Here is a 22,215-nt window from a genome sequence, read left to right on the forward strand (position 1 = left end):
CGAGGATCTGCGTCAGGGCTGATCCTGTTCTCGTTGGAAAGACGCGCGTACAGGGCGTTCAAAATGCTTTGAGTTGAACACTCACTCATTCATCAGGTCGTTTTTTATAGAGGCGCTGACAGCGCAATTGCTTACCTGCCAGTGAGGTGTTCATCCCATGCACAAGACTGAAAATCGAGCGTCGACGCTGCTTACCCAATTGCTCCGGGCACGCGGGCCGGGCGGTCAGGAAGACGAGGTGCGCGCCATTTGCCTGGAAAGCCTGACGCCGTTGTGCGATGAGGCCTGGGTCGATCGGGCGGGTAATGTGGTGGGTTTGATCAATGGCAAGCACAACGATGCCGAGCCTGCCGGTGCGGTTAAAGTCATGGCACATATGGATGAAATCGCCATGGTGGTTAAACGCGTCGAGGCGGATGGCACGTTGCGGGTGACGGCGCTGGGTGGGGCCAACCCGGTCAACTTTGGCGTGTGCCCGGTGGATATCCTGGGGGACGCACGCATCCTTCCTGGCGTGCTGTCCTTTGGCTCGATGCACGCCACCAGTAATACGGCACAAGGGGCTGATGTGCTCTCGGGCGATGTGCACTGGAACGACGTTCATGTGATCACGCGATGCACTGCCCAGGCATTGTGCGAGTACGGCATTCGGCCCGGAAGCCGTGTGGTTCTGAGCCGTCATTGGCGTGAGCCCTTCCAAGTGGGCGATGCCATTGCCGCGCATTTTCTGGATGACCGCGCCCCGATTGCTGCCGTTCTGCATACAGCCCAGCTGCTGGCTTCGCGCCGGGAGGCGTTGGCCAGGGATGTCTATCTGGTATTCACCACGCTCGAAGAGGAGTGCAATGCCGGGGCAATGTATGCCGCGTCGACGCTACCCGGCGACACCACCATCGCGGTGGAGGTGGGGCCGGTCATGCAGGAATACGGCACGCGCCTGGCCGTCGACCCGATCATCAATACGGGGGACCAGAAAGGCTATTACACCCGGGCGGTGGTCAACGACCTGGCGGCTGCCGCAGAGCGCTGCGGCTACAGCCCCCAATATGCGCTGTTGGTGGATTTCGCTTCGGATGCCAGTGCGGTCATGAGTAACGGGACCTGCGCCCGCGCCGGCTGCCTGGCCATTCCAACGGAAAATACCCATGGTTATGAATTGATTCTGGATGGGGCGGTGCAGGCCTGTGCCGCGACATTGGCCGAGTACCTTGCAGCCTGATAGACGGTGCAAGGTACGCTGACCGGTGGGGCTCAGATTGGGCCGCTTGGAGAATCTGTCTCCTGCCTGATGTCATCGGCCGCATTGGGTTGCCCCAGCTTGCTGTATTGCTCGCGCAATTTTTGCAACTCTCGCGACCCAAGCTTATCCAGGCTTAAGGCCGCATTGTGAGCTTCTTTGGTGGCACGAATCAGCTCGTCCAGTTTCAGATGAAGAATATCGTTGTCGCGGTTCTGGGTATTCTGGATCAGGAACACCATCAGGAAGGTGATGATGGTAGTGGAGGTGTTGATGATTAACTGCCAGGTGTCGTTGTAATGAAAGTAAGGCCCGGTGAGCGCCCAAACAGCAATCAAGCTGACGGCTGTCAGAAAGGTTTTTGAGCTGCCCGCCTGGTTGGAGAGTTTTTGGCAGAATTTCGCGAACTTCATGGTGCTGTCTCCTGGGGGATGTTCCTCTATAGACCCCAGCAGAATTTCGAAATTCTTTTTTACAAATCGTTTTTTTTGACAAAAATCAATGAGCAAATCCCTCTTGCACAGGAGTACTCAGCATGTCGGTCGCTGCTTCTATCGTTGAATACCTCAAGCACCATCAGTTGGTCATCACGACGGCGGAGTCGTGTACCGCAGGCAAGATCATCACCTTGCTTTCGCAGGTCGACGGCAGCGGTTCGTGGATCGAAAGCGGGTACGTGGTGTATTCGCCAGAAGCGAAACAGCGGCTGTTGAACGTGCGTCGCTATACCATCGATACCTTCAATCTCACCAGCTGTGAGGTCGCCCAGGAAATGGCCCAAGGCGCGCTGCGCGACAGCCCCGCTGATGTGGCGGTCGCCACCACTGGCCTGCTGGGGCCGGATGGAATTGATGGCATTCCCCCAGGCACTGTCTGTTTTGCCTGGGCCTATCGAAACGGCGGGGCACTGAGTGTGTTCAGTCGCAAGGAACGCTTTATGGGTTCTCGTGAGCAGGTGCAGTTGGCCGCGTCTCTTCATGCATTGAAATGGCTGCCGCATTTTCACCAACGGGCGATGGCCGGTGAACGCGCCTAATGCTGCCAAGTGCGCGCGTTTACGGCTGCGGTTCGATGTCCATCAGCAAGTCGCCGTTGGTCAAGGATTCAGCCTCCTGCACCACGCCACGATAGGCCTGACCATTCCATTCAAAGCTAATCCAGTGGGCCTTCGGCAATAGCTTTGGCCATGGCGGTGCAAGCCGCAACTGCACGCCGGGCGCAGTGCGCACAAGTTGCCCCATGCATTCGCTGGCGAGCGTGTTCACACCGAACAGCGTGTCATGCAGGTATTGAATGTTGACCGGTTGCAACGTTGCGTCAGTAGCGTCTGGCATATCTGTTACCCCACCGATGACAGCCAGAAAGACTGTCTGGCGATGACCATTTCTTCACGTATTTCCCGCACAAGCCGGTTGATCCCCGAAACACCGTGGTAGTGGGCGCGGTTGATGTTGGCGATGGTGAATTGGTCCATACCGTGCGCCGTTACAGTGACTGAAAGGCTGCCGTCCGCGTTGAGTGCGCACTTGACCGCGCACTTGGGAAGGCGAGCGGACAGGGCCGTTTCGATTTCGGCTTTCGTTAACGTATCCATGAGTTCACCGCATAAAGGACTCAGCGCGGTAAGGCTAGCTCATAATGACGGGGCGTAAATACTGGCAAGGTGATAGCTTTGTAAGAAGGGTCGTCCACAACTTTGCGTCGAAAGCCTCTACTTGAAACTTTGGCTGAAGGTTCGCTCGTTGTTAAATCAAGCGGGCAGGATGAGGGGGGATTATAAGGTGTAGCCTGTTCAAACTATTGGGTTTGAAGGGGCAGCCAGGCTGCCCCTCCCACCGTTACTCAAGAACCCGACTTCCGACCGCCGCCATGGCTGTGCTGCCCACCTTTACGGCCGGCTTCCGAGGCTTTTTCACGGTCGTTGGCGAAGTTGCCGCCCGACGCCTGGCCGCCTTTTTTACCGGCTTCGGAGGCTTTTTCGCGATCATTGGCAAAGTTGCCCGGGTTTTTATTACCTGTAGTCATGATAGTTCTCCAGTCGCTAAGTTTGCGTTTCGTTAGTTGGCCGTTTCGCAACGGACACTTATTCCGATATTGGCTTTTTGAAAAATGTTTTACCGATTTTTCTAACCGGCGACGAACGGTAATTTGGTTGAAAAAAGTTATACAAAGATGCGGTTGATGCGCCGCTTCGTATAACTTTTATTGCCGGCCAGCGCTTTGATATTAATCAGATCGAAACGGCTGGTTTAGTTAGCGGTCCTGCCATTCGTCTTTTTCGTCGCACTCTAAAAAAGGGTGTGGTTCCTAACCTGTGAACGGGAGCTTTTCAGCCATGAAACACAACCCATCCAACCCACAGTACCGGCCGCTCGAGCATCCAGACGCACCCAATGAAGACGGTTGCGTCATCGGCACTGCCGGGCGCGACGAAGACCCCAACGCGACTACCGATTGGGACCATCCCGACAGCGCCGCAACACCCGCTGACGCCACCATCAAACCCGCCAGCGGTACGCCCGGCATCGACGCCGTGCCCGAGTCGGAAAACCACGGCGCCAATTGAGAGAACTGCGCTACAAGTGCCGTTTCGCTTGGCCTGCAGCGCATTACCGCTGGTCGTGAGGCGCCGGTTTATTTTGAAATTTTCCACGCGCAGGCCACTTCCCATGCAAGGTAGGCGCGCATTCCAGCAGGGCGCCTTTTTCCGTAAGCCTGAGGAGATTTGTTCATGTTTCTACATAACAAGCGACTTCAATACACCGTGCGTGTCGCCGAGCCCAACCCGGGCCTGGCTAACCTTTTGCTCGAACAGTTTGGCGGCGCTCAAGGTGAGTTGGCCGCCGCGTCCCGTTACTTCACCCAAGCCTTGGCGGAAGACGACCCGGGGCGCAAAGATTTGCTGATGGACATCGCCACCGAAGAACTCAGCCATCTGGAGATCGTCGGCTCCATCATTGTCATGCTCAACAAGGGCGCCAAGGGGCGAATGGCCGAAGGCGTGGAAGAGGAGGGCGAGTTGTATCGTGCCCTCAATGGCGCCGGCAATGACTCGCATATCACCAGCCTGCTGTACGGGGCGGGTTCGCCTTTGACCAACTCTGCCGGCGTGCCGTGGACCGCCGCCTACATCGACACTATTGGTGAACCCACCGCAGACATGCGCTCGAATATCGCCGCCGAAGCCCGGGCCAAAATTGTCTATGAGCGGTTGATGAACGTCACCGATGACCCGGGTGTAAAAGATGCGCTGGGGTTTTTGATGACGCGGGAAATCGCTCACCAGATATCCTTCGAAAAAGCGCTGCATGCGATCCAGCCGAATTTTCCCCAGGGCAAGTTGCCGGGCAAACCGGAGTTCACCCAGGTGTACTTCAACATGTCCCAAGGCGCGGAGAACCTGCGCGGGCCCTGGAACCAGGGTGACGGTTGGGAGTTTGTGGAAAACCCACAACCGGCGGTCGATGGCGGTGACGGCACCGCCAGCGTGCAGTTGGACGCCGACGATGAAGCGGTGCTGAGCGCGATGAAAATCCGCACGCTCTCGGACCCCACCAGCGACCCCACCACCGGCGCTGACCTGGGGGCGGGCCTCAAGCCCAAGCCCGACCTTTGATTGAGAACAGCCGCACGCTGAAGGGCGTGCGGTGCTTTCGACTTTCTTGACGAGGACAACGACATGGCAACCCCACAGGAAAACCTGCTCGACTGGCTACGTGATGCCCATGCGATGGAGCAACAGGCCGAGAAAATGCTCAAGGCACAGTCCGAGCGCCTGGAGAATTACCCCCAACTAAAGGCGCGAATTGACGAGCACATTGAGGAAACCCTTGGGCAGCAGCAACTGATTGACGAATGCCTGACGCGTTTGGGAGGCAGTGCTTCGACCCTTAAAGACGTGGGCGGCAAGCTGATGGCTTTCGGTCAGGCGGTCGGTGGCTCGCTGATGAGTGACGAGGTGATCAAGGGCGCGATGGCCGGCTACGTGTTTGAAAATATGGAAGTGGCCAGCTACACGGTGCTCATCGCGGCCGCGAAGGCAGCGGGTGATGCCGAGACACAAGCGGCGTGCGAAAAGATTCTACCCCAGGAAGTCGCCATGGCTCAGTGGTTGCTCGAGCACTTGCCAGAGCTTACGCAAGCGTTTTTGCAACGCTCTGAGGCGCCTGACACACAAGCCAAGCGTTAATGACACGTGCGGTGCCCTTGGGGGGCGCCGCGTCCGCTCGGCACAAGATGGCACTGCGCAGCGTTTTCACGGTCCATGGAACACGTACCACGTATCTGGAGGTGAACCTTGGCGACAAAGAAGAAGCCTGTGGTCGACGGTATGGAATTGGCAATGCTGTCTACCAGCCGCAAAGACCTGTTCTTTGCGGCCATGCAAGCCAGCCACAGTGCAATGATCGTGACCGACCCCGCGGGGCCTGATAACCCGATCATCTTTGCCAACCAGGCGTTCCTAACCCTGACAGGCTTTGAACTGGACGAAGTGATCGGACGTAATTGCAGGTTCCTGCAGGGGCCTCAAACCGACAAAAACGCGCTGCACCAAGTGCAGCGCGCGGTTGAGCAGCACCATGAGGCCTGTGTCGAGGTGCTCAACTACCGCAAGGATGGCTCGACCTTCTGGAACGAGCTGTTCATTTCGCCGTTGTTCAACGAACGAGGGCAACTGGTGTATTTTTTCGCATCGCAGTTGGACGTGAGCCGGCGCCACGACGCAGAACAGCGCGTGCGTCGCGCGCAAGACCTGGAAGCGCTGGGGCAACTGACCGGTGGCATTGCCCATGACTTCAATAACCTGCTGCAAGTGATGATGGGTTATCTGGACTTGATCCAGCAGAGCGCCAAGCGCCCCGGTAGCGATCCGCAGCGCATCGTCAACAGTGCCAGCCGTGCCAGGGCAGCGGCGGAAAAAGCTCAGACCCTGACCCAGCAGTTGCTGGCGTTTTCGCGCAAGCAACGGCTCGACAGTCGGGTGATCAACTTGAACAGCTTGCTCAGCCGCCCCGAATTCATGGCACGTGCGCTGCAGGGCGTCGAGTTGCATGTAGAACTTGCCGAAGATCTGTGGAACTGCCGCATCGACCCTGTCCAGGCGGAGCTGGCAGTGCAGCACCTGTTATCGAATGCCCAGGATGCTTTGCGCGGGCGTGCGGACCCAGCGGTAACCGTCCAGACCTGCAACGTCCAGGTACCGGGCGATGTCGGTGCCGAGCGGGATGGGTTGACCGAGGGCTGTTACGTGAGTATTTCGGTCTCGGATAACGGCAACGGCATCGACGCAGGTATTCAGGACAAAGTCATGCAGCCGTTCTTCACCACCAAGGAAGAAGGCCAGGGCTCAGGCCTGGGGTTGTCGATGGTGTATGGCTTCGTCAAGCAATCGGGCGGCACGGCGCGGATTCATTCAGACCCGGGCATCGGTACGACCATTCGCTTGTACTTTCCTGCAGATGACAGCCAGCTGTGGGTCGAGCAGACACCCACAGCCATCTCACCGCAAGGTAACGAACGCATCCTGATTGTAGAGGACCGGCCCGAGGTGGCCGAGTTGGCGCAGGTGATCCTGTCTGACTACGGTTACCACACGGACATCGCCCTCAATGCCGCCGAGGCATTGGGCATGCTCAAACAGGCGACGTATGACTTGGTGTTCAGTGACTTGATCATGCCCGGCGCGATGAATGGCGCGGCGTTGGCGCGGGAGGTGTCGCGCTTGTATCCGCACATCAGGATCTTGCTGACTACCGGCTATGCGAAAGACGCGTTGGCCCGCGCGGAGATAGAGGTGCATGAGTTCGAGTTGATTCCCAAGCCGTATCAGCCTGCTGATTTGCCGCGCAAAATCCGGGCGGTGCTCGATGCCTGATCGAGCAGGCCAATGCGCTCAAAATGTGGGAGCTGGCTTGCCCGCGAAGGCGGTGTGTCCGTCACTGCATCTGTTACAACACGACCGCTTTCGCAGGCAAGCCAGCTCCCACAGTTGATCTTCGTTGCTTTGAGCATTGCATTCCACGGGTGCCCGCCCGCAGAGCTACCTCAGCACCGCCAACGCCAGGTTAAGGGCCAGCACCAGCACAATTGAAAACCCGAATATCCTGCGCGCCCAGCCGGTCGGATCAGTCAGCCGTGTACTGCTGGCCGCCAGGTTGAGCCAATACCCCCCAAGCCCGAGCATCACCACAAAATACAGCGCCGCCATCTGCGCCACCGCGCCCAGCATCAGGGCGCTAGCGAGAAAGGCCAGCATGTACGCCTGGATCTGCCGATGGGCTTGGGCCAGGCTCAACAGCGGCAAGCCTGCGGCGCGGAAATCCTCGCGGCGCATCACGGTGATGGCGTGTGAATGCGGCATCTGCCAACAACAGAACACCACGATCAGCAGCATGGCCGTGAGGTCAAACCGCCCGGTGACCGCGCAATAGCCGATCACCGGGGGCATCGCCCCGGAGACGCTGCCGATCAAGGTGGCCCAGTGGGAACGCCGCTTGAGCCAGTAGGTGTAGACCCCCGCATAGATCACCAGCCCGACCATTGCCAGCCCACACGCCAGCGCATTGCTGCCGGCCCACAGCAAGCCAAAACCGCAGGCGCCCAGGACGATCCCATAGCCTGCGGCAGTGGACACCCTGATGGCGCGCAATGCCAATGGCCGATGACAGGTACGCACCATGCGCCGGTCGATGTCGCGGTCAATGCAGTTGTTGATGACACAACCGCACCCGATCACCAGGGCGGTGCCGAGCAGGGTGGCCAGCCCGTGTGTCACCGATGCCATATGCCCGCTGGCAGCGAGCAGGTAACCGCCCAGCACCGAGGCCAGGTTACCGACAATAATGCCCGGCTTGGTGAGCTCGATGGCGGTATTGAACAGCCCCCGCCAGTGTTTCAGTGCGCCAGCATGTTGTGATGAATACTGTCCATGATCCATAGCGAAAGCCCCACCAACAGAAGAATGATGACCGCCGAGAAAATCAGCGCAATCAGGTTCCAGCGTTGTTCTTCGGCCGTGTCCAGGTGCAGGAAGAACTTGAGGTGGACCACGATTTGTATTGCGCCCAACGCCACCACAAGCCAGGCGGTGAAGGTGCGCGGCAGTGACGGGAACATCACCAGGCCGAACGGGATCAGGGTGAGCAGTACTGACACCAGGAACCCGACCAGATAGGAGCGACTGCTGCCATGGCTGGTACCGGCACTGCTGTGAAGCGAGCTTTGCTTGTACATGTCACACCACCCCCAACAGATAGACCACGGTAAAGACGCAGATCCACACCACGTCCAAAAAGTGCCAGAACAGGCTCAGGCAACTGAGCCGGGTGGCGTTGGTGCTGGTCAGGCCGCGTTGCTTGACCTGGACCATCAGCACCGCCATCCAGATCAACCCGGTTAACACGTGCGCGCCGTGGGTGCCGACGAGGGTGAAGAAGGCCGTCAGGAAGCCGCTGCGGTTCGGCCCGTAGCCTTCTGCGATCAAGTGGTGGAATTCGTTGATCTCCATGGCGATGAAGCCCGCGCCCAACACGAACGTGAGCCCCAGCCAGCGCAGCACATCGCGTTGCTTGCCGTGGTTCATGGCGAGCATGGCGTAGCCGTAGGTGATACTGCTCAACAGCAGCAGCATGGTTTCGGCGAGCACATAGGGCAGTTCGAAAATATCCATGCTCGACGGCCCGCCCGCCACGCTGTCGCGCAACACGGCGTAGCCGGCGAACAAGGTCGCGAACAGGATGCAGTCGGTCATCAGGTAGATCCAGAACCCGAACAGGCTCAGGGAACCGGCGTCTTCATGCCCTTGTTCGTGGGTGTGGGCGATGTCTTTTTCCATAACGATATTGGACATGGGTCAAGCCTCTGCCAGGTCTTTGAGACGTGCCGTTTCGATGCGCGCGACTTCCTGCGCGGGCACGAAGTAATCGGTGTCTTCGTCGTAGCTGCGCACCACGAACGCCACCACCGAGGCCACCAGGCCGAACGCCGCCATCCACCAGATGTGCCACACCAACGCAAAGCTGCAGACCAGCGCAAACAGGCTGATCACCAGGCCCGACGCGGTATTGCGCGGCATGTGGATGCTGCGATAGTCGGTGTGGCTGAGGGTGCTGACGCCGCGCTCCTTCATGCCCCAGTACGCGTCCAGGTCATTGACCTTGGGCTGCTCGGCGAAGTTGTACAGCGGCGGCGGGGACGCGGTGGCCCATTCCAGGGTGCGCCCGTCCCACGGGTCGCCGGTGAGGTCGCGGTATTGATGACGGTTGCGGATGCTGACAAACAATTGCAAGGCTTGCGCCGCCACGCCGCAGAGGATGATTGCCACTCCCACCAACTCCAGCAGCAGCCAGGGCCGCCATTCGGGGTTGTCGAAATGATTGAGGCGGCGCGTCATGCCCATGAAACCCAGCACGTAGGAGGGCATGAACGCGAAGTAAAAGCCCACCAGCCAGCACCAGAAAGCGATGCGCCCCAGCTTGTCGTTCAAGCGGAAACCGAACGCTTTGGGGAACCAATACGTCAGGCCGGCCATATAGCCGAACACCGCGCCGCCGATGATCACGTTGTGAAAGTGCGCGATCAGGAACAGGCTGTTGTGCAGCAGGAAATCGGCCCCCGGCACCGCCAGCAGCACCCCGGTCATGCCGCCGATGCTGAAGGTCACGATAAAGCCCAGGGTCCACAGCATGGGCGTTTCGAAGCGCACGCGGCCGCGGTACATGGTGAACAACCAGGTGAAGATTTTCACCCCGGTCGGCACCGCGATGATCATCGTCATGATGCCGAAGAACGCGTTGACGTTGCCCCCCGCGCCCATGGTGAAAAAGTGATGCAGCCACACGATGAACGACAACACGGTGATCGCGATGGTCGCCCATACCAGCGACACGTAGCCGAACAGCCGCTTGCTGCTGAAGGTGGCGGCAATCTCGGAAAACACCCCGAACGCGGGCAGGATCAGGATGTACACCTCCGGATGCCCCCAGGCCCAGATGAGGTTCACGTACATCATCGGGTTGCCGCCGGCCTCGTTGGTGAAAAAATGCATACCCAGGTAACGGTCCAGGGTCAGCATCAACAGGGTGGCGGTGAGGATCGGGAATGCCGCCAGGATCAGCACCGACGTGCACAGCGCATTCCAGGTGAACACCGGCATCTTGAACAGCGTCATGCCTTCGGTGCGCATCTTCAGGATGGTGACGAAGAAATTCACCCCCGTGAGCAGCGTGCCGATGCCGGATATCTGCAATGACCAGATGTAGTAATCCACGCCGACGCCGGGGCTGTAGCCCAGCTCGGATAACGGCGGATACGCGACCCAGCCGGTGCGCGCGAACTCACCGACCCCCAGCGAAATGTTCACCAGCGCCGCACCCACCACGAACAGCCAGAAACTCAGGGCGTTGAGAAACGGATAGGCCACATCCCGAGCGCCGATCTGCAACGGCACGACGATGTTCATCAAGCCGACCACGAAGGGCATAGCCATGAAGAAGATCATGATCACGCCGTGGGCGGTGAAGATCTGGTCGTAATGTTCCGGCGGCAGGTAACCCGGCCCGCCGCTGGCGGCCATGGCTTGTTGGGTGCGCATCATGATCGCATCAGAAAACCCACGTAGCAGCATCACCAGGGCGACGATGATGTACATGCAACCGATCTTCTTGTGGTCCACCGAGGTGAACCATTCGCGCCACAAATAGCCCCACTTGCGTTTCCAGGTAATCGAGCCCACCAACGCCACCCCGATCAGGCCGACGATGGCCAGGGTGTACATCACAATGGGTTCAGTGGTTGGGATCGCGTCCCACGACAGTTTTCCGAACATGGTTACCGCTCCTCAGCCAGCAGACTTGGGTGTTGATCGGTGCGTTGTGCAGCGTCGCTCAATGGCGAGCGCCGGGGTTTATTGGCCTTGTTCATGCCTTCGTATTTATCGACGATGTCCAGGAACAAGCGCTCCTGTACCGCCGAGTAATAGGTCACCGGGTGCTTGAGGGTCGGCTTGGCCAATTGCGCGTAAGTGCTGTGGTCCAGAGAGGTGGCCGCGCCCTTGACCTTTGTCACCCAGGTTTGAAAGTCGGCAGTGCTCAGGGACAGCGTGGTGAAGTGCATGTCGGAAAAACCGGGGCCGTTGTAGTTGGCGGCAATCCCTCTGAACTCACCGGTTTCGTTGGCGATCAGGTGCAACTTGGTCTGCATGCCGGCCATGGCGTAGATCTGCCCGCCGAGTGCGGGAATAAAGAACGAGGTCATGGCCGCGTCGGAGGTGACGGTGAAACTCACCGGCGTGTGTACCGGCAGGGCCAGTTCGTTGACGCTGGCGATGCCCAGGTCAGGGTAGATAAACAGCCATTTCCAGTCGGTGGCCACCACCTGCACATTGATCGGCGGGGTGTCTGACTCCAGCGGGCGATAGGGGTCGAGTGCGTGGGTGGTCTCCCACGTCACCCACCCCAGGACGATGATGATCAGCAGGGGAACGCCCCATACCACCGCTTCGATTTTGTGCGAACTGGCCCAGCGGGGGGAGTAACGCGCTTTTTTATTGGTGGCGCGGTAGCGGTAGGCGAAGACAAACATCATCACAATCACCGGAACGACCACCAGCAGCATCAGGCCCGTAGCGAGAATAATCAGGTCGCGCTCATCGGTTGCTACTTGCCCCTTGGGGTTGAATACCACCAGGTTGCAACTGGTGAGTAAGAAGAGGCTGGTGATAGTGACCAGGCAATAACCCATCGCTCGTTTCATGCCTTGCTCCTGTATTGGAAACTTGCGTTTTGCTGTGCCGAATCAGTGCTCAATCGTTAACTAAGCGAAGCGCTTGTTAACCTCAGGAGCCGTCAGGTGTTAAACACTCGGCAATAAGGTGCCGTCAGTAGATAAAGTGCTTCTACTGCCCGGTTTTATTGACTTTTTCTGCCACTCTGCAGGGCGCATTTCGCCGCGCTCCCGAACATTTTGAATAGAGCCCGATGGGTTGGTTTAACAATTTGTTTCCTCGCCTGACGAACGGTTTAACAGGCGAAACGGTAAAGGGTTTTTATCGGTGCATGATGGAGGTGGCCTTGCAGAAAGTCTGAATTCTGGTTAGGGATTTCAGTCGTTAGTTGATGGCCAACCCCACTAACGGTTTTGGAGAAGCGCTATGTTTATACGTGGCAACACCTATAAAGCCTGGGTCTCAAAAGCACTGGAAGAAAAATGCTTCACCCGGGAAGTCGAAAACGGCTGCCATATCGAAGTCAGGGCCCGAGAGCGGGACGATGCTGATATTGAAGTGCTGCTCTGTGTTTATACCGCGACGGGACAATGTGTGGTTGAACGCATCAAGCAGTTGCCGGGTGCCGAATGGACGGTGAATGACGCGCTCAAACGCGGTATTGACCAGGCGGAACGGATTGCCGGAGGTGAGTCCGGCCGACTGCCCTGTGCTGACGCTCACGTGCACGACGACGATTGAGTGGCTCCGCGATCTTGAATGTGGGAGCTGGCTTGCCTGCGATGACGGCCGACAGCCGGCGCCTATCTTCCTGATCCCAAACGATCCAAATGTGGGAGCGGGCTTGCTCGCGAAGGCAGCCTGACAGCCGACGAGGATTTTGGTCCGACAGGCAAGCTTGGACCTCGGTGCGTCGGTTGGACAAGCGTCGGCTGCCCGGCCGTCACGGGAGCAAGCTCCCTCGCCATAGGGTGTAGCGTGCGGCAAAATAAAAAAGCCCGCACAGAGTGCGGGCAAGACAGGAGTTTTTACCAAGAGCCTGGAGTGAACAGACTCAGTATTAAGAAACAAAAGAAGCATGAGCAGTTTTATTTTTTTAATGCGAGGCCGACGAACGGTAGTGCAACAGCAAGTGCGTGATCGTCGTCATTAAAACATTAAAATTTCTGAACCTTCGTTCTGAGCAAATAACAAAAAAATCAGAAGGAGAGGTTATGAAAAATTCTTTATATGTCATCGAATACGAATACCACCACGAGCCTAAGTCTTTCATTATAAGAGCGGAGGTGATGAATAACGCAGAGGCGTGGCATTGGGCCTGTTGCGATGCAGGCATTGGCATTATTCCCAGGTCGCGTAATGAAAAGATCAAACGCATCAGTAAACCGCTGGCCGAGCGCTACGGTCTTGAGAATGTAAGATGGCGCCCGTCTGGGAGTATCCCGTTTATTGCAAAGCCTTATGTGCCGCCGCCACCCGAATGAATGTATTTTTAATGGACGGTGTCCATGCGGTTGGCGGTAGGGGCGAGGCGCGTGTTTACTGTTGTTTGCGTCGCTCCTGCAACATGCACAACTTTTGCACGCTGCGTTGAAGTGCCTCTTTCATCAGGTCGGCTGCATAGTGTTGCTTGCAGGCCGGGCAGAGCATGTCAGAGGCCGACGACACCAGAAAGTCGGGGTCATCCAGCGTCGATTCGTAGGGTTGTTTGCATTGCAGGCAACTTCGGTTCGCTTGTAGATGGATCACATCGATTCCTCCCTGAATGAACGGCCACTCTCGATTAAGAAATGGGCGTTTTCAACTGCTAAAAAGGAAGAATTCAAACAAGCGATTAGTTGATGTTTTAATGCCAGTATCGAGAGTCGGCGGGGCGGGGATGACGCTTGGACGGCTGCCGATGTTTTAGAACCCTGGCAGGTTTATCGACAGGCGCGTCCTCACTCTCGGCTCTGTGGGTTCAACTGTTGGGTTTTCTGCTGCGGGTTTTTTGCCCGGCGGCGGTCGCCTGGCGCTTTGATCGGTCCGGGTTGGGCGGGGTGACGCTACTTTCTATCGAGCCTGCCAGGCCGTCAGTCGGCGGGGTTGTCAGCTCCTCCCTGGCTTGTAACCAGTGCACGAAATCCTGACCGTCAGGCTTCCCTTGCTGTTCCCAAATGCGGTACGCGGTGAGTCGGATCGTTTCTTCGTCCATTGTGAGGCTCCCCTATTGAATAAAAGGTGCTAGGAGTGAATGAAGCTGCTCACGAACTCCGCCTTGATCACGGGCAGTTCGATCCCATGGATCAAGCCGGCGGTCAGCGCTTGTTGCGGATCAAGAATGCGGGGCGCGGCGATCAGGTACTTTTCGGTCTCCAGTTTTTCGACGGCATCGGCGGTGCGCTCGGCCACGATGCGTGCGTACAACTGCAAGTCGTAATCGAGGCTCATCGCGTATTCGGACATGCGCGAATGGTCAACCGCGCCTTGCACATGCCAGTGGAAGGGGTGGAACAGGAATTTGCTGTGCTTGCAGGCGGTCCTGCGCTCACCAGCCAGAAAGATGATATTGCCCATGGATTCCACGGTGCCGAGGTTATGGGTATGCACCGGAATCGGCAGGGACAATAAAAAGTTGTACATCGTAAAGCCGTAGCTGCATTCACCACCCATGGTGGCGATATTCAGTACCAGGCCCTGGGCATCTTGTTGTACGGCCAACGAGGCTTTTTCAATCAGTTGGCTGCACGTAGAAGCGGTGACCGGTGCGGTGAAGTTGATAATGTGTAAAGGCATGGTGTCCCTCATCAATGAAAGCAGGGGAGCATGGCTCCCCTGCATCAAGCACATCAGCTTTTGCGTCCGCCGCCGTGGCTGTGTTCGCCACCTTTACGCCCGGCTTCGGAAGCTTTTTCACGGTCGTTGGCAAAATTGCCGCCACTGTTCTGGCCGCCTTTGCTGCCCGCCTCGGCGGCGCGTTCGGGGTCATTCTTGAAATTGCCCCCGCTGTTCTGGCCGCCTTTGCTGCCGGCTTCAGCGGCGCGCTCGGGATCATTCTTGAAGTTCCCGCCACTGTTTTGGCCACCTTTGCTGCCGATCTCCTGGTAGAACTCTTTGTCATGGGACGCAGAAGTGGCTTCGCCGCCTTTTTTACCGGCTTCGCTGACGCTCATGTTGCCTTGCTTGTCTTGAGTAGTCATGTTCAGTTACCTCGTCGTTATGTCGGTAATGTAACGTTCACTTCGATTGTGCTTGAAGCGTGCACTTGGTCGCGGGCATCAAGCTGCACGATTACAAGTGCCTTTCACACAAGGGTGGCGTTTTAGATGCACTTATCGTGGCTTCGGCTTGTTCAGCAAGTTGCTGATGTTCGTAACACGCAGACGTATTAGAACGCAGGCCGGTCCTTGCTTTAGTTTGCACTTCTACAATCGGCCTGCGAGCTGGCTCGCCGCGCTGATTATCAATGGACGCACGCATGATGAATGCCCTTTGTTAACGAACGGAACAGCGGTACTGCCCGTGTGGTCAGGACTTACGCCCCCCACCATGACTGTTCTGGCCGCCTTTACGCCCGGCTTCCGCGGCTTTCTCGCGGTCGTTGGCGAAATTGCCGCCAGAGGCCTGTCCACCTTTCTTTCCCGCCTCTGATGCTTTTTCGCGATCGTTGGCAAAGTTTCCAGGGTTTTTATTGCTCGTCGTCATAACAATACTCCCAGTTTTGAAATGTCGTTTCGCTAGTTGCCCGTTTATGCAACGGACATCTTTTCTGATAAGGGAAAGTGCGCAGATGTTTTGAAATTTTTTAAAAAGGGCGATGAACGGTAGAGTGGCAGATGAAACTTGTACAAGTAGGCTCAGAAAGTGCCGCTTCGTATAAGTTTTTCTGCGTCGATTGATATTGAATTAATAGCGACCTTAACGGTTGGTTTAGCATTCAATACCCTGTTTTGATAGTGGTCATTAAAGGCGCTGGCTCCTCTGGCCGGCGCTCAGCCGCACACTCTGTTGCTGCAGCCCGCACAGACTGCTTGTATGCTGGCACTCTGGAACCGGTTGCCCCTGTGAGTACCGACGTTCGAATGATGGCTGGAACGGAAACCGGACTTCCTTAAGGTGCTGACGTGAAGCGTGATACCCGTCTTGTGATGCTCTTGCTGTTGGTGATCGGCTGTTCCCTGACTTCGCTGACGATTTGGAAAGTCCTGTCTTCCCGCGACCGTGCGCTGGCGGAAGTGGACGTGCATGGCTTGAACCTGACCCAGGCCCTTAACACCTATACCGAAGGCATCGTGCGGCAAAGCTCGTTGCTGTTGCTGGGGCTGGTTGAGCGCCTGGAAACCGAAGGCAGTGGCCCGGTGCAAATCCAGCGAATCAGCACGCTGATCAACCTACAGCAGCCGCTGATGCCGCAGCTCAGCGGCATCACCATTTATGATCATCAGGGCCGGTGGCTGCTGTCTTCCAATCGTGCGATTCCGGAGGGCGCCAATAGCAGTGATCGGGTCTATTTCATCCACCATCGCGACGATCCGAGCGCTGAACCTTTTATTGGCCCGCCGATTCAAAGCCGCGCCAACCATGAATGGGTGGTGACCATCAGCCGCCGTTTCAACGACGCGGCCGGCAACTTCGCTGGCGTGGTCGCTGTGACCCTGGGGGTGGAAAACTTTCTGCGGGTATTCGGCAAGCTCGATGTAGGCCAGGAGGGCGCCATCGGCCTGTCCTACGCCGACGGCACGTTGCTGGTGCGTTACCCCTTCCGCGAGCAGGACATGGGCCGCAACTTTTCCACCTCGCCTATTTATTCCAAGTACCTCGTCGACCAGCCTGTGGGCACTGCGGCCTATACCTCCAGCCTGGACGGGGTAGAGCGACTCTATGCCTTTCGCAAAAGCGAAACCCTGCCGCTGATCACCACGGTCGCGTTGGGCAAGCACGAAGCCCTCGCGGCGTGGCGCATCGAGGCGGCACTGTCAGCGGTCGTGGTGGCGGGGCTGCTGGGGCTGACGGGACTGATCGGCTGGTTTCTGATCCTGGATATCCGCAGGCGTACGGCGGCGGAAGAGGCATTGCGTGTCGCCCAGCAACAGTTGCTCGACTCCAATCGGCAGTTGGCACTCTTGGCGAAGAAGGACGCGCTGACCGGCCTCGCCAACCGCCGCTGTTTTGACGAAACGCTGGCCGTGGAAGCGCGTCGGGCGCAGCGCGAAGGTACGTCGCTGGCATTGCTGATGCTCGATATCGACCATTTCAAACGCTTTAACGATGCCTTTGGTCACGTCGCGGGAGATGCGTGCTTGCAGGCAGTCAGCACGTTATTGGAAACGTGCGTGCGGCGCCCGTCGGACCTGGTGGCGCGCTATGGCGGAGAAGAAATGGCGATCATCCTGCCCGCGACTGACAGCACAGGCGCTGCGGTGGTCGCGCAACGCATTCTTTCGCGCCTACAGCAGGAGAACATCACACACCCAGGCAGCCCCTTCGGGCGCGTGAGCGTGAGTATCGGCGTTGCGACGGGCATGGGCTCACGGCTGGAGCCGGTGTTGGGTTTGGTCGAGGCGGCCGATGCAGCGCTTTACGGTGCGAAGGCGGCGGGGCGCAATGGGTTCAACGTGCATCCTGCGCACGTGACGTCGAGCGGCTGAAACGGCTTTTACCTGGGTATGCGCGGCTCACATCCCAAGCGTCGGGATCATGAGTTCGCCGCACTCCATCAGTTGGCCAGCGGTGACTTGCAGCTGCGGGGTGGGTTTGGCCGCATAGCCTGCGATGAAGCCGGCACTTAGCAGTGCCAGGCAGAGGACGGCTTTTTTCACAAGCATGCGCAGGGTCTCAATCGGTTCAAAAGGGTGAACCACAGATTGTGCGTTCGAGAAAAGGTTCCCGCCCGCGCAGAAGGCACCTTATGGAGCTCAGCGAATGAACCTGACGTACACACGTTCAGGGTCGTTATCGTCCAGATTCTCGATCTGCCCGCTGGGAATAAAGCCGGCTTTCGTCAGCAGGGCCTGGGACGCGCCGTTGGAGGCATTGGTCGATGCGAACAGCTTGGGCGTCTTGCAGGCTGCTTCGGCCGCTGACAGCAGACGAAGGGCGACGCCTTGGCGCTGGTACAGCGGTGAAACCACCACCAGCGCAATAAACCCATGGTTGAAAAAGTCGTGGGTGAGCACCAGGTAGCCGGCGCACACGTTAGCGTCGGCGGCTACCAAGCATTGCTGGCGAACCACGGCGTCATAGATAAACACACGACGGCTGGCATGCTCGGTTGCGTAGGCATCCAGTGCGACCAAGGCATGCACATCGTCGGGGGTGGCTTGGCGGATCAGCCAGTGTGGGGCAGCGGGAGGAAGAAGGTATTCAGCCATGGTCGTGGAGCATCCTCTGTTTGAACATTTGCCCCCACGTGCTTGATGACAGTCCCTTGTGCATTGATGAGGCGATGCTATCGCCCGCTATAGCACAGTTACAGGGTGCGAAGGGGTTACGTTTGTTGGCCTGGTTGCGGTCGTTGTTTAGAAATGTTTATGTGTCCCAATGGTTATCTCGACTTGCGCAGGAAGCGCATCGGCCGAGGCCATTCAGTCTTTTAACAGATACATCCCAAGGAGTAACACCATGCAAGGAAGCACATCGTTCAAGTACCTGGCGTTTTCGTTGATCCCGTTGATTGCCGCCTGTACCACGCCCACACGCCAGTCCGCCGTCCTCCCTGCGCCAGCCTTGCCGTTGGATAACTGCGCGGTTGGCTGCCCCACCGGCGGCAGCCCAGTGACGTTGAACCGCCAGGCCTACACGTTGAACAACAACGGTTCGACCAAGTTTGCCAATTGGGTGTCCTACAAGATCACCAAGGCCACGGCGGCCAGCGGGCGCGCCCGTGACTGGCGCACCGACCCGGATATTCCAGCCGGGGAAACCCTGGACCCGGTGGATTACAACGGCGCCAACGTCGCGCTCAAAATCGACCGTGGGCATCAGGCCAACCTGGCTTCGATGGCCGGGGTGGCCGATTGGCAAACGCTCAACTACTTGTCGAACATCACCCCGCAAAAGGCCGAGCTCAACCAGGGGCCCTGGGCGCGCCTGGAAGACCAGGAGCGCAACCTCAGCAAGGAACCAGGCGTCGATCAGGTGTATGTGGCTACCGGCCCGTTGTATGAACATTTTGTCGGCTCGTTGCCGGGCACGAACAAAGTGCACACCATCCCCAGTGGCTATTGGAAAATCATCGTGGTCGGCAGTTCGCCGGAAACGGGCCTGTACGCCTCATTCGTGTTGAACCAGGAAACCCCCAAGGGCGCAGACTTCTGTGATTACCAGGTCACCGTGGATCACATCGAAGAGCGCTCCGGGCTGACGTTCTGGAGCACCTTGCCGCAAGCGCTGCAAGCCACACTGAAGGCCAGGCAGGGCCAGTTGCCGAGTCGGATCGGCTGTAACCGAACCAAAGCCTGACGCCTAGTCGGCACACACCAACGAGGGCCTGCGGCTGTTGTTCTTGCCCAGGCGCTCATGCGTGGCGACGTCTGTGGCCTGTTCACGCAGTGCTTCTTCGAGCGCTTGCAGATGCTTGGAAAGGATTTTCACCGACCCACTCGGGTTGGCGGGGTCGAAGGGGATCCGGCCATTGGCAATCAGCACCATAGCCAGTTCCCAGGCGCGTTGTGAGTCGTTCATGACAGGGGTTCCTTCTTCAGCGTGATCGATATAGAGCTGTGACCCGCTGCCAACGCACCGGTATCAACTGGGTTATTGCCGAAATTTCGATCATTTCAACGATTCAGTTGCGCTGAAACCATCATCTTTTTAGATGGTGGTCGAGACGTGTCGAAAGAATGAACCACCGCGGCGCGGTGGTCACCTAATCCGTATGAATCGGTCGTTTCCCATTCAATGATCCGAGGGGGCAACCATGGACTCTGTACTGCGGGCTGTGGCGATTTACCTGGTGCTGCTGGTGCTGTTCAAAGTTGCCGGCAGGCGCACGCTGGCCGAGCTCACCACCTTTGACCTGGTGTTGTTGATGGTCATCGGCGAAGCCACCCAACAGGCGTTGCTGGGCGAAGATTTCTCGATGACCAACGCCGTGCTGGTCATCGCCACCCTCATTGCCATCGACATTGGCTTCTCGCTGGCCAAGCAGCGTTCAGCCTGGTTCGCACGGGTGCTCGATGGCGGGCCGACGGTGCTGGTCGAGCAAGGCCAGGTGCTGCATAAAAGGCTCAAGCATGCGCGCCTGGACGAGGGCGACATTCTTGAGGCGGCCCGGTCTACCCAAGGGCTTGTCGAACTCAAGCAGATCCGCTTCGCGATTCTTGAGCGCAACGGCAAGATTTCGGTGATCCCGTTTGAATAACACGCGGCCCCATTCGTCAGCCAAGGGGCTATTTTTTGAACGCCAGCGCTTCTGTTCCAGACAGATAGATCATGGGCGGACGAATTCTGCTTTCGTCACGCCGATAACACACACTTGCCAACAGGTGAACGATCATGAAGAAGCTTTATATGTGCGTGGGCCTGTGCAGCGCGTTCCTGCTGCACGGCTGTTTTGACAACGCTGACAACGCCACTAAAGACAACAACAGTGGCACCCAGTCGTCGGTGCAGATGCAGGAAGGCAAGGCGGACGAGAGCAAATAGAGCGGCCTGCCAGCCGCCGCTTATATCATTGATGCTCATTGCCGAATGTGGGAGCTAGCTTGCCTGCGATAGCGGTGGTTCAGTTAACGATGCAGTGACTGACAGTCCGCCTTCGCGGGCAAGCCCGCTCCCACAGGGGACCTGTGCCAGGCGCTGATTTTGTGGGCAATGCATGGCCAGCGTGGGAGCTGGCTGGCCTGCGAATGGATCGACTCGGTTTACCTGATGAACCGAGGTGCTTGCATCGCAGGCAAGCCAGCTCCCACCGTTGATCGCGACCTATCAACGCATATGCAAAATAATCGGGCTACTGCTCGCAGGGTCAGTATGCCCGCGCAACTTGCCCACGGCCTTCGCATCGACCGCGCCGCCGTGGTTGCCCCAGGTACCGCGCACGTAGCTCAGCACGTCGGCGATTTCCTGGTCGGACAATTGCTCACGAAACGCGGGCATGCGGTAGGCGTCTGGCATCCCGGCGGTGACCACGCGTTGTGAGCCGTTGAGGGTGATGTTGATCGCGGAGGCGTTTTCCGTGGCTAGGGCCGAGGTGGCGCCGGCCAGGGGCGGCATCCAGTCGGGCTGGCCTTTGCCGTCGAGCCCATGGCAGGAGGCGCAGCGGGTGGCGTACGTGTGGGCACCGGGGACATCCGAGCGCGCCGTTACCGGCTGATATTGCCAAGGGCTGCCGTCACGCTGCGGGTCGCCGGGCAGTGACTTGAGGTAGCGAGCGATCGCGGCCAGGTCATCGTCCTGCATGAACTGCGTGGAGTTGTTGAAGGCCTCGGTCATCGACCCGTAGACCACGGCATGCTGGTTGCGACCGGTCTTGAGGAACTGCACGATCTGTTCCTCACTCCAGCGCCCCAGGCCGGTGTTGTGGTCCTGGCGCAAGCTGGGGGCGTACCAGCCGTCGAGCAGAGCACCGGCCAGGAACGGCGCGCCGGATTCGTCCAGGGCCTTTTCGTTGAACGCCAGCCCCCGAGGCGTGTGGCAACTGCCGCAGTGGCCGGGACCTTGGACGATATAGGCGCCCCGGTTCCACAGTGCGTCCTGGCCGGGCTTGGCGGCATAGGTCGCGGTCGGTGCAAACACACCGTTCCACAGGGCGATGGGCCAACGCAGGTTGAGCGGCCAGGGAATGTCGCTGGGGATATTAGGCTGGTTGGCCGGTTGCACGCCTTTCATGAAAAATGCGTACAGCGCCTGGATGTCATCGTCGCTGAGCTTCACATAAGACGGGTAGGGCATGGCCGGGTAGAGCCGTCGCCCGCCGGGTGCTACGCCGTGGCGTACGGCGCGGTCGAAGTCGGCCAGGCTATAGGCACCGATGCCATGCTCGCGGTCGGGGGTGACGTTCGTGGCGTGGATCGCCCCCAGCGGCGTGGCCATTTCCAGGCCCCCGGCGAAGGGCGTCTTGCCTGGCAGGCTGTGGCAGGCCACGCAGTCACTTACGCGGGCGACGTATTCGCCGCGGCTGACCAAGGCGGGGTCGAAACTCGTGGCCTGTTGCTGTTCAAAAGGCGAGGCAGGCTCGCGGGTGACATACCAGGCCAGCAGGCCGGCGGCGACCACGCAGGGCAGCACCAGCCACCCTGCGGTTCTTGCGAATCGGCGGTTATTCATGGGCATT

Annotated in this window: 30 protein-coding genes; 12 read left to right on the plus strand and 18 right to left on the minus strand. The window is 58.4% G+C overall.

Annotated elements, in window-relative coordinates; all coding sequences use genetic code 11:
* Positions 1-157: 157 nt before the first annotated feature.
* Positions 158-1,219, plus strand: coding sequence for a M28 family peptidase (locus tag RHM69_RS01660; RefSeq protein ID WP_200599417.1), 1,062 nt, complete (start codon positions 158-160; stop codon positions 1,217-1,219).
* Positions 1,220-1,251: 32 nt separating this feature from the next.
* Here the strand turns inward: RHM69_RS01660 and RHM69_RS01665 are convergent, their stop codons facing one another.
* Positions 1,252-1,650, minus strand: coding sequence for a low affinity iron permease family protein (locus tag RHM69_RS01665; RefSeq protein ID WP_060767481.1), 399 nt, complete (start codon positions 1,648-1,650; stop codon positions 1,252-1,254).
* 122 nt (positions 1,651-1,772) lie between these two features.
* On the opposite strand from RHM69_RS01665, the gene RHM69_RS01670 reads away from it, so the two are divergent.
* The gene (locus RHM69_RS01670; RefSeq protein ID WP_019821476.1) at positions 1,773-2,273 is read left to right on the plus strand and encodes a CinA family protein; all 501 of its coding nucleotides are present in this window, start codon (positions 1,773-1,775) and stop codon (positions 2,271-2,273) included.
* A gap of 19 nt (positions 2,274-2,292) precedes the next feature.
* On the opposite strand, the gene RHM69_RS01675 is transcribed toward RHM69_RS01670, so the two are convergent.
* From RHM69_RS01675 to RHM69_RS01685, 3 genes are all read right to left on the minus strand, one after another.
* The gene (locus RHM69_RS01675; RefSeq protein WP_020303212.1) at positions 2,293-2,571 is read right to left on the minus strand and encodes a hypothetical protein; all 279 of its coding nucleotides are present in this window, start codon (positions 2,569-2,571) and stop codon (positions 2,293-2,295) included.
* 5 nt (positions 2,572-2,576) lie between these two features.
* Entirely contained in the window at positions 2,577-2,831 is a 255-nt protein-coding gene (locus tag RHM69_RS01680) for a hypothetical protein (protein ID WP_014718023.1), read from the minus strand.
* A gap of 248 nt (positions 2,832-3,079) precedes the next feature.
* Positions 3,080-3,262, minus strand: a complete 183-nt coding sequence (locus tag RHM69_RS01685) for a general stress protein (protein ID WP_003190457.1) — start codon at positions 3,260-3,262, stop codon at positions 3,080-3,082.
* A gap of 310 nt (positions 3,263-3,572) precedes the next feature.
* Here RHM69_RS01685 and RHM69_RS01690 point away from each other — a divergent pair, with 310 nt between their 5' ends.
* From RHM69_RS01690 to RHM69_RS01705, 4 genes are all read left to right on the plus strand, one after another.
* A complete protein-coding gene (locus RHM69_RS01690; RefSeq protein WP_014718024.1) occupies positions 3,573-3,803 on the plus strand; it encodes a hypothetical protein in 231 nt (76 codons plus the stop codon).
* A gap of 165 nt (positions 3,804-3,968) precedes the next feature.
* Positions 3,969-4,853, plus strand: coding sequence for a manganese catalase family protein (locus RHM69_RS01695; RefSeq protein ID WP_014718025.1), 885 nt, complete (start codon positions 3,969-3,971; stop codon positions 4,851-4,853).
* 63 nt (positions 4,854-4,916) lie between these two features.
* Positions 4,917-5,426 (plus strand): ferritin-like domain-containing protein, encoded by a 510-nt coding sequence (locus RHM69_RS01700; protein WP_019821478.1) that lies wholly within the window; start codon positions 4,917-4,919, stop codon positions 5,424-5,426.
* A 108-nt stretch (positions 5,427-5,534) separates the two neighbouring features.
* Positions 5,535-7,112: a histidine kinase famiy protein gene (locus tag RHM69_RS01705; protein ID WP_183144161.1), complete on the plus strand. Its 1,578-nt coding sequence runs from the start codon at positions 5,535-5,537 to the stop codon at positions 7,110-7,112.
* 165 nt (positions 7,113-7,277) lie between these two features.
* Here RHM69_RS01705 and cyoE read toward each other — a convergent pair whose 3' ends face one another.
* From cyoE to cyoA, 5 genes are read right to left on the minus strand one after another with little or no spacing between them, the layout of a single operon-like run.
* Positions 7,278-8,174 (minus strand): heme o synthase, encoded by an 897-nt coding sequence (gene cyoE, locus RHM69_RS01710; RefSeq protein ID WP_019821482.1) that lies wholly within the window; start codon positions 8,172-8,174, stop codon positions 7,278-7,280.
* Positions 8,132-8,470: a cytochrome o ubiquinol oxidase subunit IV gene (gene cyoD / locus RHM69_RS01715; protein ID WP_019821483.1), complete on the minus strand. Its 339-nt coding sequence runs from the start codon at positions 8,468-8,470 to the stop codon at positions 8,132-8,134. Before cyoD ends, cyoE begins: the two co-directional genes overlap by 43 nt.
* 1 nt (position 8,471) lies before the next feature.
* Positions 8,472-9,086 carry a cytochrome o ubiquinol oxidase subunit III gene (gene cyoC, locus RHM69_RS01720; RefSeq protein WP_058410192.1) on the minus strand — a complete coding sequence of 205 codons (615 nt, stop codon included), beginning with the start codon at positions 9,084-9,086 and terminating at the stop codon, positions 8,472-8,474.
* A gap of 3 nt (positions 9,087-9,089) precedes the next feature.
* Positions 9,090-11,063 carry a cytochrome o ubiquinol oxidase subunit I gene (cyoB, locus tag RHM69_RS01725; protein WP_014718030.1) on the minus strand — a complete coding sequence of 658 codons (1,974 nt, stop codon included), beginning with the start codon at positions 11,061-11,063 and terminating at the stop codon, positions 9,090-9,092.
* A gap of 2 nt (positions 11,064-11,065) precedes the next feature.
* Positions 11,066-11,989 carry a ubiquinol oxidase subunit II gene (gene cyoA / locus RHM69_RS01730; RefSeq protein ID WP_014718031.1) on the minus strand — a complete coding sequence of 308 codons (924 nt, stop codon included), beginning with the start codon at positions 11,987-11,989 and terminating at the stop codon, positions 11,066-11,068.
* A gap of 397 nt (positions 11,990-12,386) precedes the next feature.
* Between cyoA and RHM69_RS01735 the strand changes: the two genes are divergently transcribed.
* Both RHM69_RS01735 and RHM69_RS01740 read left to right on the plus strand, forming a co-directional pair.
* A complete protein-coding gene (locus tag RHM69_RS01735; RefSeq protein ID WP_034127106.1) occupies positions 12,387-12,701 on the plus strand; it encodes a hypothetical protein in 315 nt (104 codons plus the stop codon).
* Positions 12,702-13,174: 473 nt separating this feature from the next.
* On the plus strand, positions 13,175-13,444 hold the full coding sequence (locus tag RHM69_RS01740) for a DUF6555 family protein (RefSeq protein WP_003190473.1): 270 nt from the start codon (positions 13,175-13,177) through the stop codon (positions 13,442-13,444).
* 55 nt (positions 13,445-13,499) lie between these two features.
* On the opposite strand, the gene RHM69_RS01745 is transcribed toward RHM69_RS01740, so the two are convergent.
* The 5 genes from RHM69_RS01745 to RHM69_RS01765 form a co-directional block, all read right to left on the minus strand.
* On the minus strand, positions 13,500-13,709 hold the full coding sequence (locus tag RHM69_RS01745; protein WP_072435627.1) for a hypothetical protein: 210 nt from the start codon (positions 13,707-13,709) through the stop codon (positions 13,500-13,502).
* A 211-nt stretch (positions 13,710-13,920) separates the two neighbouring features.
* On the minus strand, positions 13,921-14,154 hold the full coding sequence (locus tag RHM69_RS01750; protein WP_019821490.1) for a DUF2934 domain-containing protein: 234 nt from the start codon (positions 14,152-14,154) through the stop codon (positions 13,921-13,923).
* Between the two features lie 29 nt (positions 14,155-14,183).
* Positions 14,184-14,735 (minus strand): ATP-dependent Clp protease proteolytic subunit, encoded by a 552-nt coding sequence (locus RHM69_RS01755; RefSeq protein WP_019821492.1) that lies wholly within the window; start codon positions 14,733-14,735, stop codon positions 14,184-14,186.
* 53 nt (positions 14,736-14,788) lie between these two features.
* The gene (locus RHM69_RS01760; protein WP_019821493.1) at positions 14,789-15,139 is read right to left on the minus strand and encodes a general stress protein; all 351 of its coding nucleotides are present in this window, start codon (positions 15,137-15,139) and stop codon (positions 14,789-14,791) included.
* 328 nt (positions 15,140-15,467) lie between these two features.
* Positions 15,468-15,644 (minus strand): general stress protein, encoded by a 177-nt coding sequence (locus tag RHM69_RS01765; RefSeq protein WP_014718037.1) that lies wholly within the window; start codon positions 15,642-15,644, stop codon positions 15,468-15,470.
* Between the two features lie 419 nt (positions 15,645-16,063).
* Here RHM69_RS01765 and RHM69_RS01770 point away from each other — a divergent pair, with 419 nt between their 5' ends.
* The gene (locus RHM69_RS01770) at positions 16,064-17,587 is read left to right on the plus strand and encodes a sensor domain-containing diguanylate cyclase (RefSeq protein WP_191949209.1); all 1,524 of its coding nucleotides are present in this window, start codon (positions 16,064-16,066) and stop codon (positions 17,585-17,587) included.
* A 27-nt stretch (positions 17,588-17,614) separates the two neighbouring features.
* On the opposite strand, the gene RHM69_RS01775 is transcribed toward RHM69_RS01770, so the two are convergent.
* Both RHM69_RS01775 and RHM69_RS01780 read right to left on the minus strand, forming a co-directional pair.
* Positions 17,615-17,764 carry a hypothetical protein gene (locus tag RHM69_RS01775; protein ID WP_019821496.1) on the minus strand — a complete coding sequence of 50 codons (150 nt, stop codon included), beginning with the start codon at positions 17,762-17,764 and terminating at the stop codon, positions 17,615-17,617.
* Positions 17,765-17,854: 90 nt separating this feature from the next.
* The gene (locus RHM69_RS01780; RefSeq protein WP_003190483.1) at positions 17,855-18,310 is read right to left on the minus strand and encodes a GNAT family N-acetyltransferase; all 456 of its coding nucleotides are present in this window, start codon (positions 18,308-18,310) and stop codon (positions 17,855-17,857) included.
* A gap of 250 nt (positions 18,311-18,560) precedes the next feature.
* Between RHM69_RS01780 and RHM69_RS01785 the strand changes: the two genes are divergently transcribed.
* Positions 18,561-19,400 carry a DNA/RNA non-specific endonuclease gene (locus RHM69_RS01785; protein ID WP_200599421.1) on the plus strand — a complete coding sequence of 280 codons (840 nt, stop codon included), beginning with the start codon at positions 18,561-18,563 and terminating at the stop codon, positions 19,398-19,400.
* A 3-nt stretch (positions 19,401-19,403) separates the two neighbouring features.
* Here RHM69_RS01785 and RHM69_RS01790 read toward each other — a convergent pair whose 3' ends face one another.
* Positions 19,404-19,622, minus strand: coding sequence for a hypothetical protein (locus tag RHM69_RS01790; protein WP_073454008.1), 219 nt, complete (start codon positions 19,620-19,622; stop codon positions 19,404-19,406).
* A gap of 235 nt (positions 19,623-19,857) precedes the next feature.
* Between RHM69_RS01790 and RHM69_RS01795 the strand changes: the two genes are divergently transcribed.
* Positions 19,858-20,301 carry a DUF421 domain-containing protein gene (locus tag RHM69_RS01795; RefSeq protein ID WP_014718042.1) on the plus strand — a complete coding sequence of 148 codons (444 nt, stop codon included), beginning with the start codon at positions 19,858-19,860 and terminating at the stop codon, positions 20,299-20,301.
* Positions 20,302-20,435: 134 nt separating this feature from the next.
* Positions 20,436-20,585, plus strand: a complete 150-nt coding sequence (locus RHM69_RS01800) for a hypothetical protein (RefSeq protein ID WP_019821498.1) — start codon at positions 20,436-20,438, stop codon at positions 20,583-20,585.
* A 282-nt stretch (positions 20,586-20,867) separates the two neighbouring features.
* Here the strand turns inward: RHM69_RS01800 and RHM69_RS01805 are convergent, their stop codons facing one another.
* Entirely contained in the window at positions 20,868-22,208 is a 1,341-nt protein-coding gene (locus RHM69_RS01805) for a c-type cytochrome (RefSeq protein ID WP_032905029.1), read from the minus strand.
* Between the last annotated feature and the right edge of the window lie 7 nt (positions 22,209-22,215).

The organism is Pseudomonas sp. CCI1.1 (genome assembly GCF_034348165.1).
GTDB classification, from domain to species: Bacteria; Pseudomonadota; Gammaproteobacteria; order Pseudomonadales; family Pseudomonadaceae; genus Aquipseudomonas; species Aquipseudomonas paracarnis.

Excerpts from the sequence above, each read along its gene's own strand:
- RHM69_RS01675 (WP_020303212.1), bottom strand. The coding sequence starts at position 2,571 with ATGCCAGACGCTACTGACGCAACGTTGCAACCGGTCAACATTCAATAC.
- RHM69_RS01660 (WP_200599417.1), top strand. The coding sequence starts at position 158 with ATGCACAAGACTGAAAATCGAGCGTCGACGCTGCTTACCCAATTGCTC.
- RHM69_RS01795 (WP_014718042.1), top strand. The coding sequence starts at position 19,858 with ATGGACTCTGTACTGCGGGCTGTGGCGATTTACCTGGTGCTGCTGGTG.
- RHM69_RS01670 (WP_019821476.1), top strand. The coding sequence starts at position 1,773 with ATGTCGGTCGCTGCTTCTATCGTTGAATACCTCAAGCACCATCAGTTG.
- RHM69_RS01765 (WP_014718037.1), bottom strand. The coding sequence starts at position 15,644 with ATGACGACGAGCAATAAAAACCCTGGAAACTTTGCCAACGATCGCGAA.
- RHM69_RS01735 (WP_034127106.1), top strand. The coding sequence starts at position 12,387 with ATGTTTATACGTGGCAACACCTATAAAGCCTGGGTCTCAAAAGCACTG.
- RHM69_RS01775 (WP_019821496.1), bottom strand. The coding sequence starts at position 17,764 with ATGCTTGTGAAAAAAGCCGTCCTCTGCCTGGCACTGCTAAGTGCCGGC.
- RHM69_RS01680 (WP_014718023.1), bottom strand. The coding sequence starts at position 2,831 with ATGGATACGTTAACGAAAGCCGAAATCGAAACGGCCCTGTCCGCTCGC.
- RHM69_RS01785 (WP_200599421.1), top strand. The coding sequence starts at position 18,561 with ATGCAAGGAAGCACATCGTTCAAGTACCTGGCGTTTTCGTTGATCCCG.
- cyoC (WP_058410192.1), bottom strand. The coding sequence starts at position 9,086 with ATGTCCAATATCGTTATGGAAAAAGACATCGCCCACACCCACGAACAA.
- RHM69_RS01665 (WP_060767481.1), bottom strand. The coding sequence starts at position 1,650 with ATGAAGTTCGCGAAATTCTGCCAAAAACTCTCCAACCAGGCGGGCAGC.
- RHM69_RS01790 (WP_073454008.1), bottom strand. The coding sequence starts at position 19,622 with ATGAACGACTCACAACGCGCCTGGGAACTGGCTATGGTGCTGATTGCC.
- RHM69_RS01750 (WP_019821490.1), bottom strand. The coding sequence starts at position 14,154 with ATGGACGAAGAAACGATCCGACTCACCGCGTACCGCATTTGGGAACAG.
- RHM69_RS01695 (WP_014718025.1), top strand. The coding sequence starts at position 3,969 with ATGTTTCTACATAACAAGCGACTTCAATACACCGTGCGTGTCGCCGAG.
- cyoB (WP_014718030.1), bottom strand. The coding sequence starts at position 11,063 with ATGTTCGGAAAACTGTCGTGGGACGCGATCCCAACCACTGAACCCATT.
- cyoA (WP_014718031.1), bottom strand. The coding sequence starts at position 11,989 with ATGAAACGAGCGATGGGTTATTGCCTGGTCACTATCACCAGCCTCTTC.
- RHM69_RS01755 (WP_019821492.1), bottom strand. The coding sequence starts at position 14,735 with ATGCCTTTACACATTATCAACTTCACCGCACCGGTCACCGCTTCTACG.
- RHM69_RS01780 (WP_003190483.1), bottom strand. The coding sequence starts at position 18,310 with ATGGCTGAATACCTTCTTCCTCCCGCTGCCCCACACTGGCTGATCCGC.
- RHM69_RS01690 (WP_014718024.1), top strand. The coding sequence starts at position 3,573 with ATGAAACACAACCCATCCAACCCACAGTACCGGCCGCTCGAGCATCCA.
- RHM69_RS01800 (WP_019821498.1), top strand. The coding sequence starts at position 20,436 with ATGAAGAAGCTTTATATGTGCGTGGGCCTGTGCAGCGCGTTCCTGCTG.
- RHM69_RS01700 (WP_019821478.1), top strand. The coding sequence starts at position 4,917 with ATGGCAACCCCACAGGAAAACCTGCTCGACTGGCTACGTGATGCCCAT.
- RHM69_RS01805 (WP_032905029.1), bottom strand. The coding sequence starts at position 22,208 with ATGAATAACCGCCGATTCGCAAGAACCGCAGGGTGGCTGGTGCTGCCC.
- cyoE (WP_019821482.1), bottom strand. The coding sequence starts at position 8,174 with ATGGATCATGGACAGTATTCATCACAACATGCTGGCGCACTGAAACAC.
- RHM69_RS01685 (WP_003190457.1), bottom strand. The coding sequence starts at position 3,262 with ATGACTACAGGTAATAAAAACCCGGGCAACTTTGCCAATGATCGCGAA.
- RHM69_RS01740 (WP_003190473.1), top strand. The coding sequence starts at position 13,175 with ATGAAAAATTCTTTATATGTCATCGAATACGAATACCACCACGAGCCT.
- cyoD (WP_019821483.1), bottom strand. The coding sequence starts at position 8,470 with ATGTACAAGCAAAGCTCGCTTCACAGCAGTGCCGGTACCAGCCATGGC.
- RHM69_RS01760 (WP_019821493.1), bottom strand. The coding sequence starts at position 15,139 with ATGACTACTCAAGACAAGCAAGGCAACATGAGCGTCAGCGAAGCCGGT.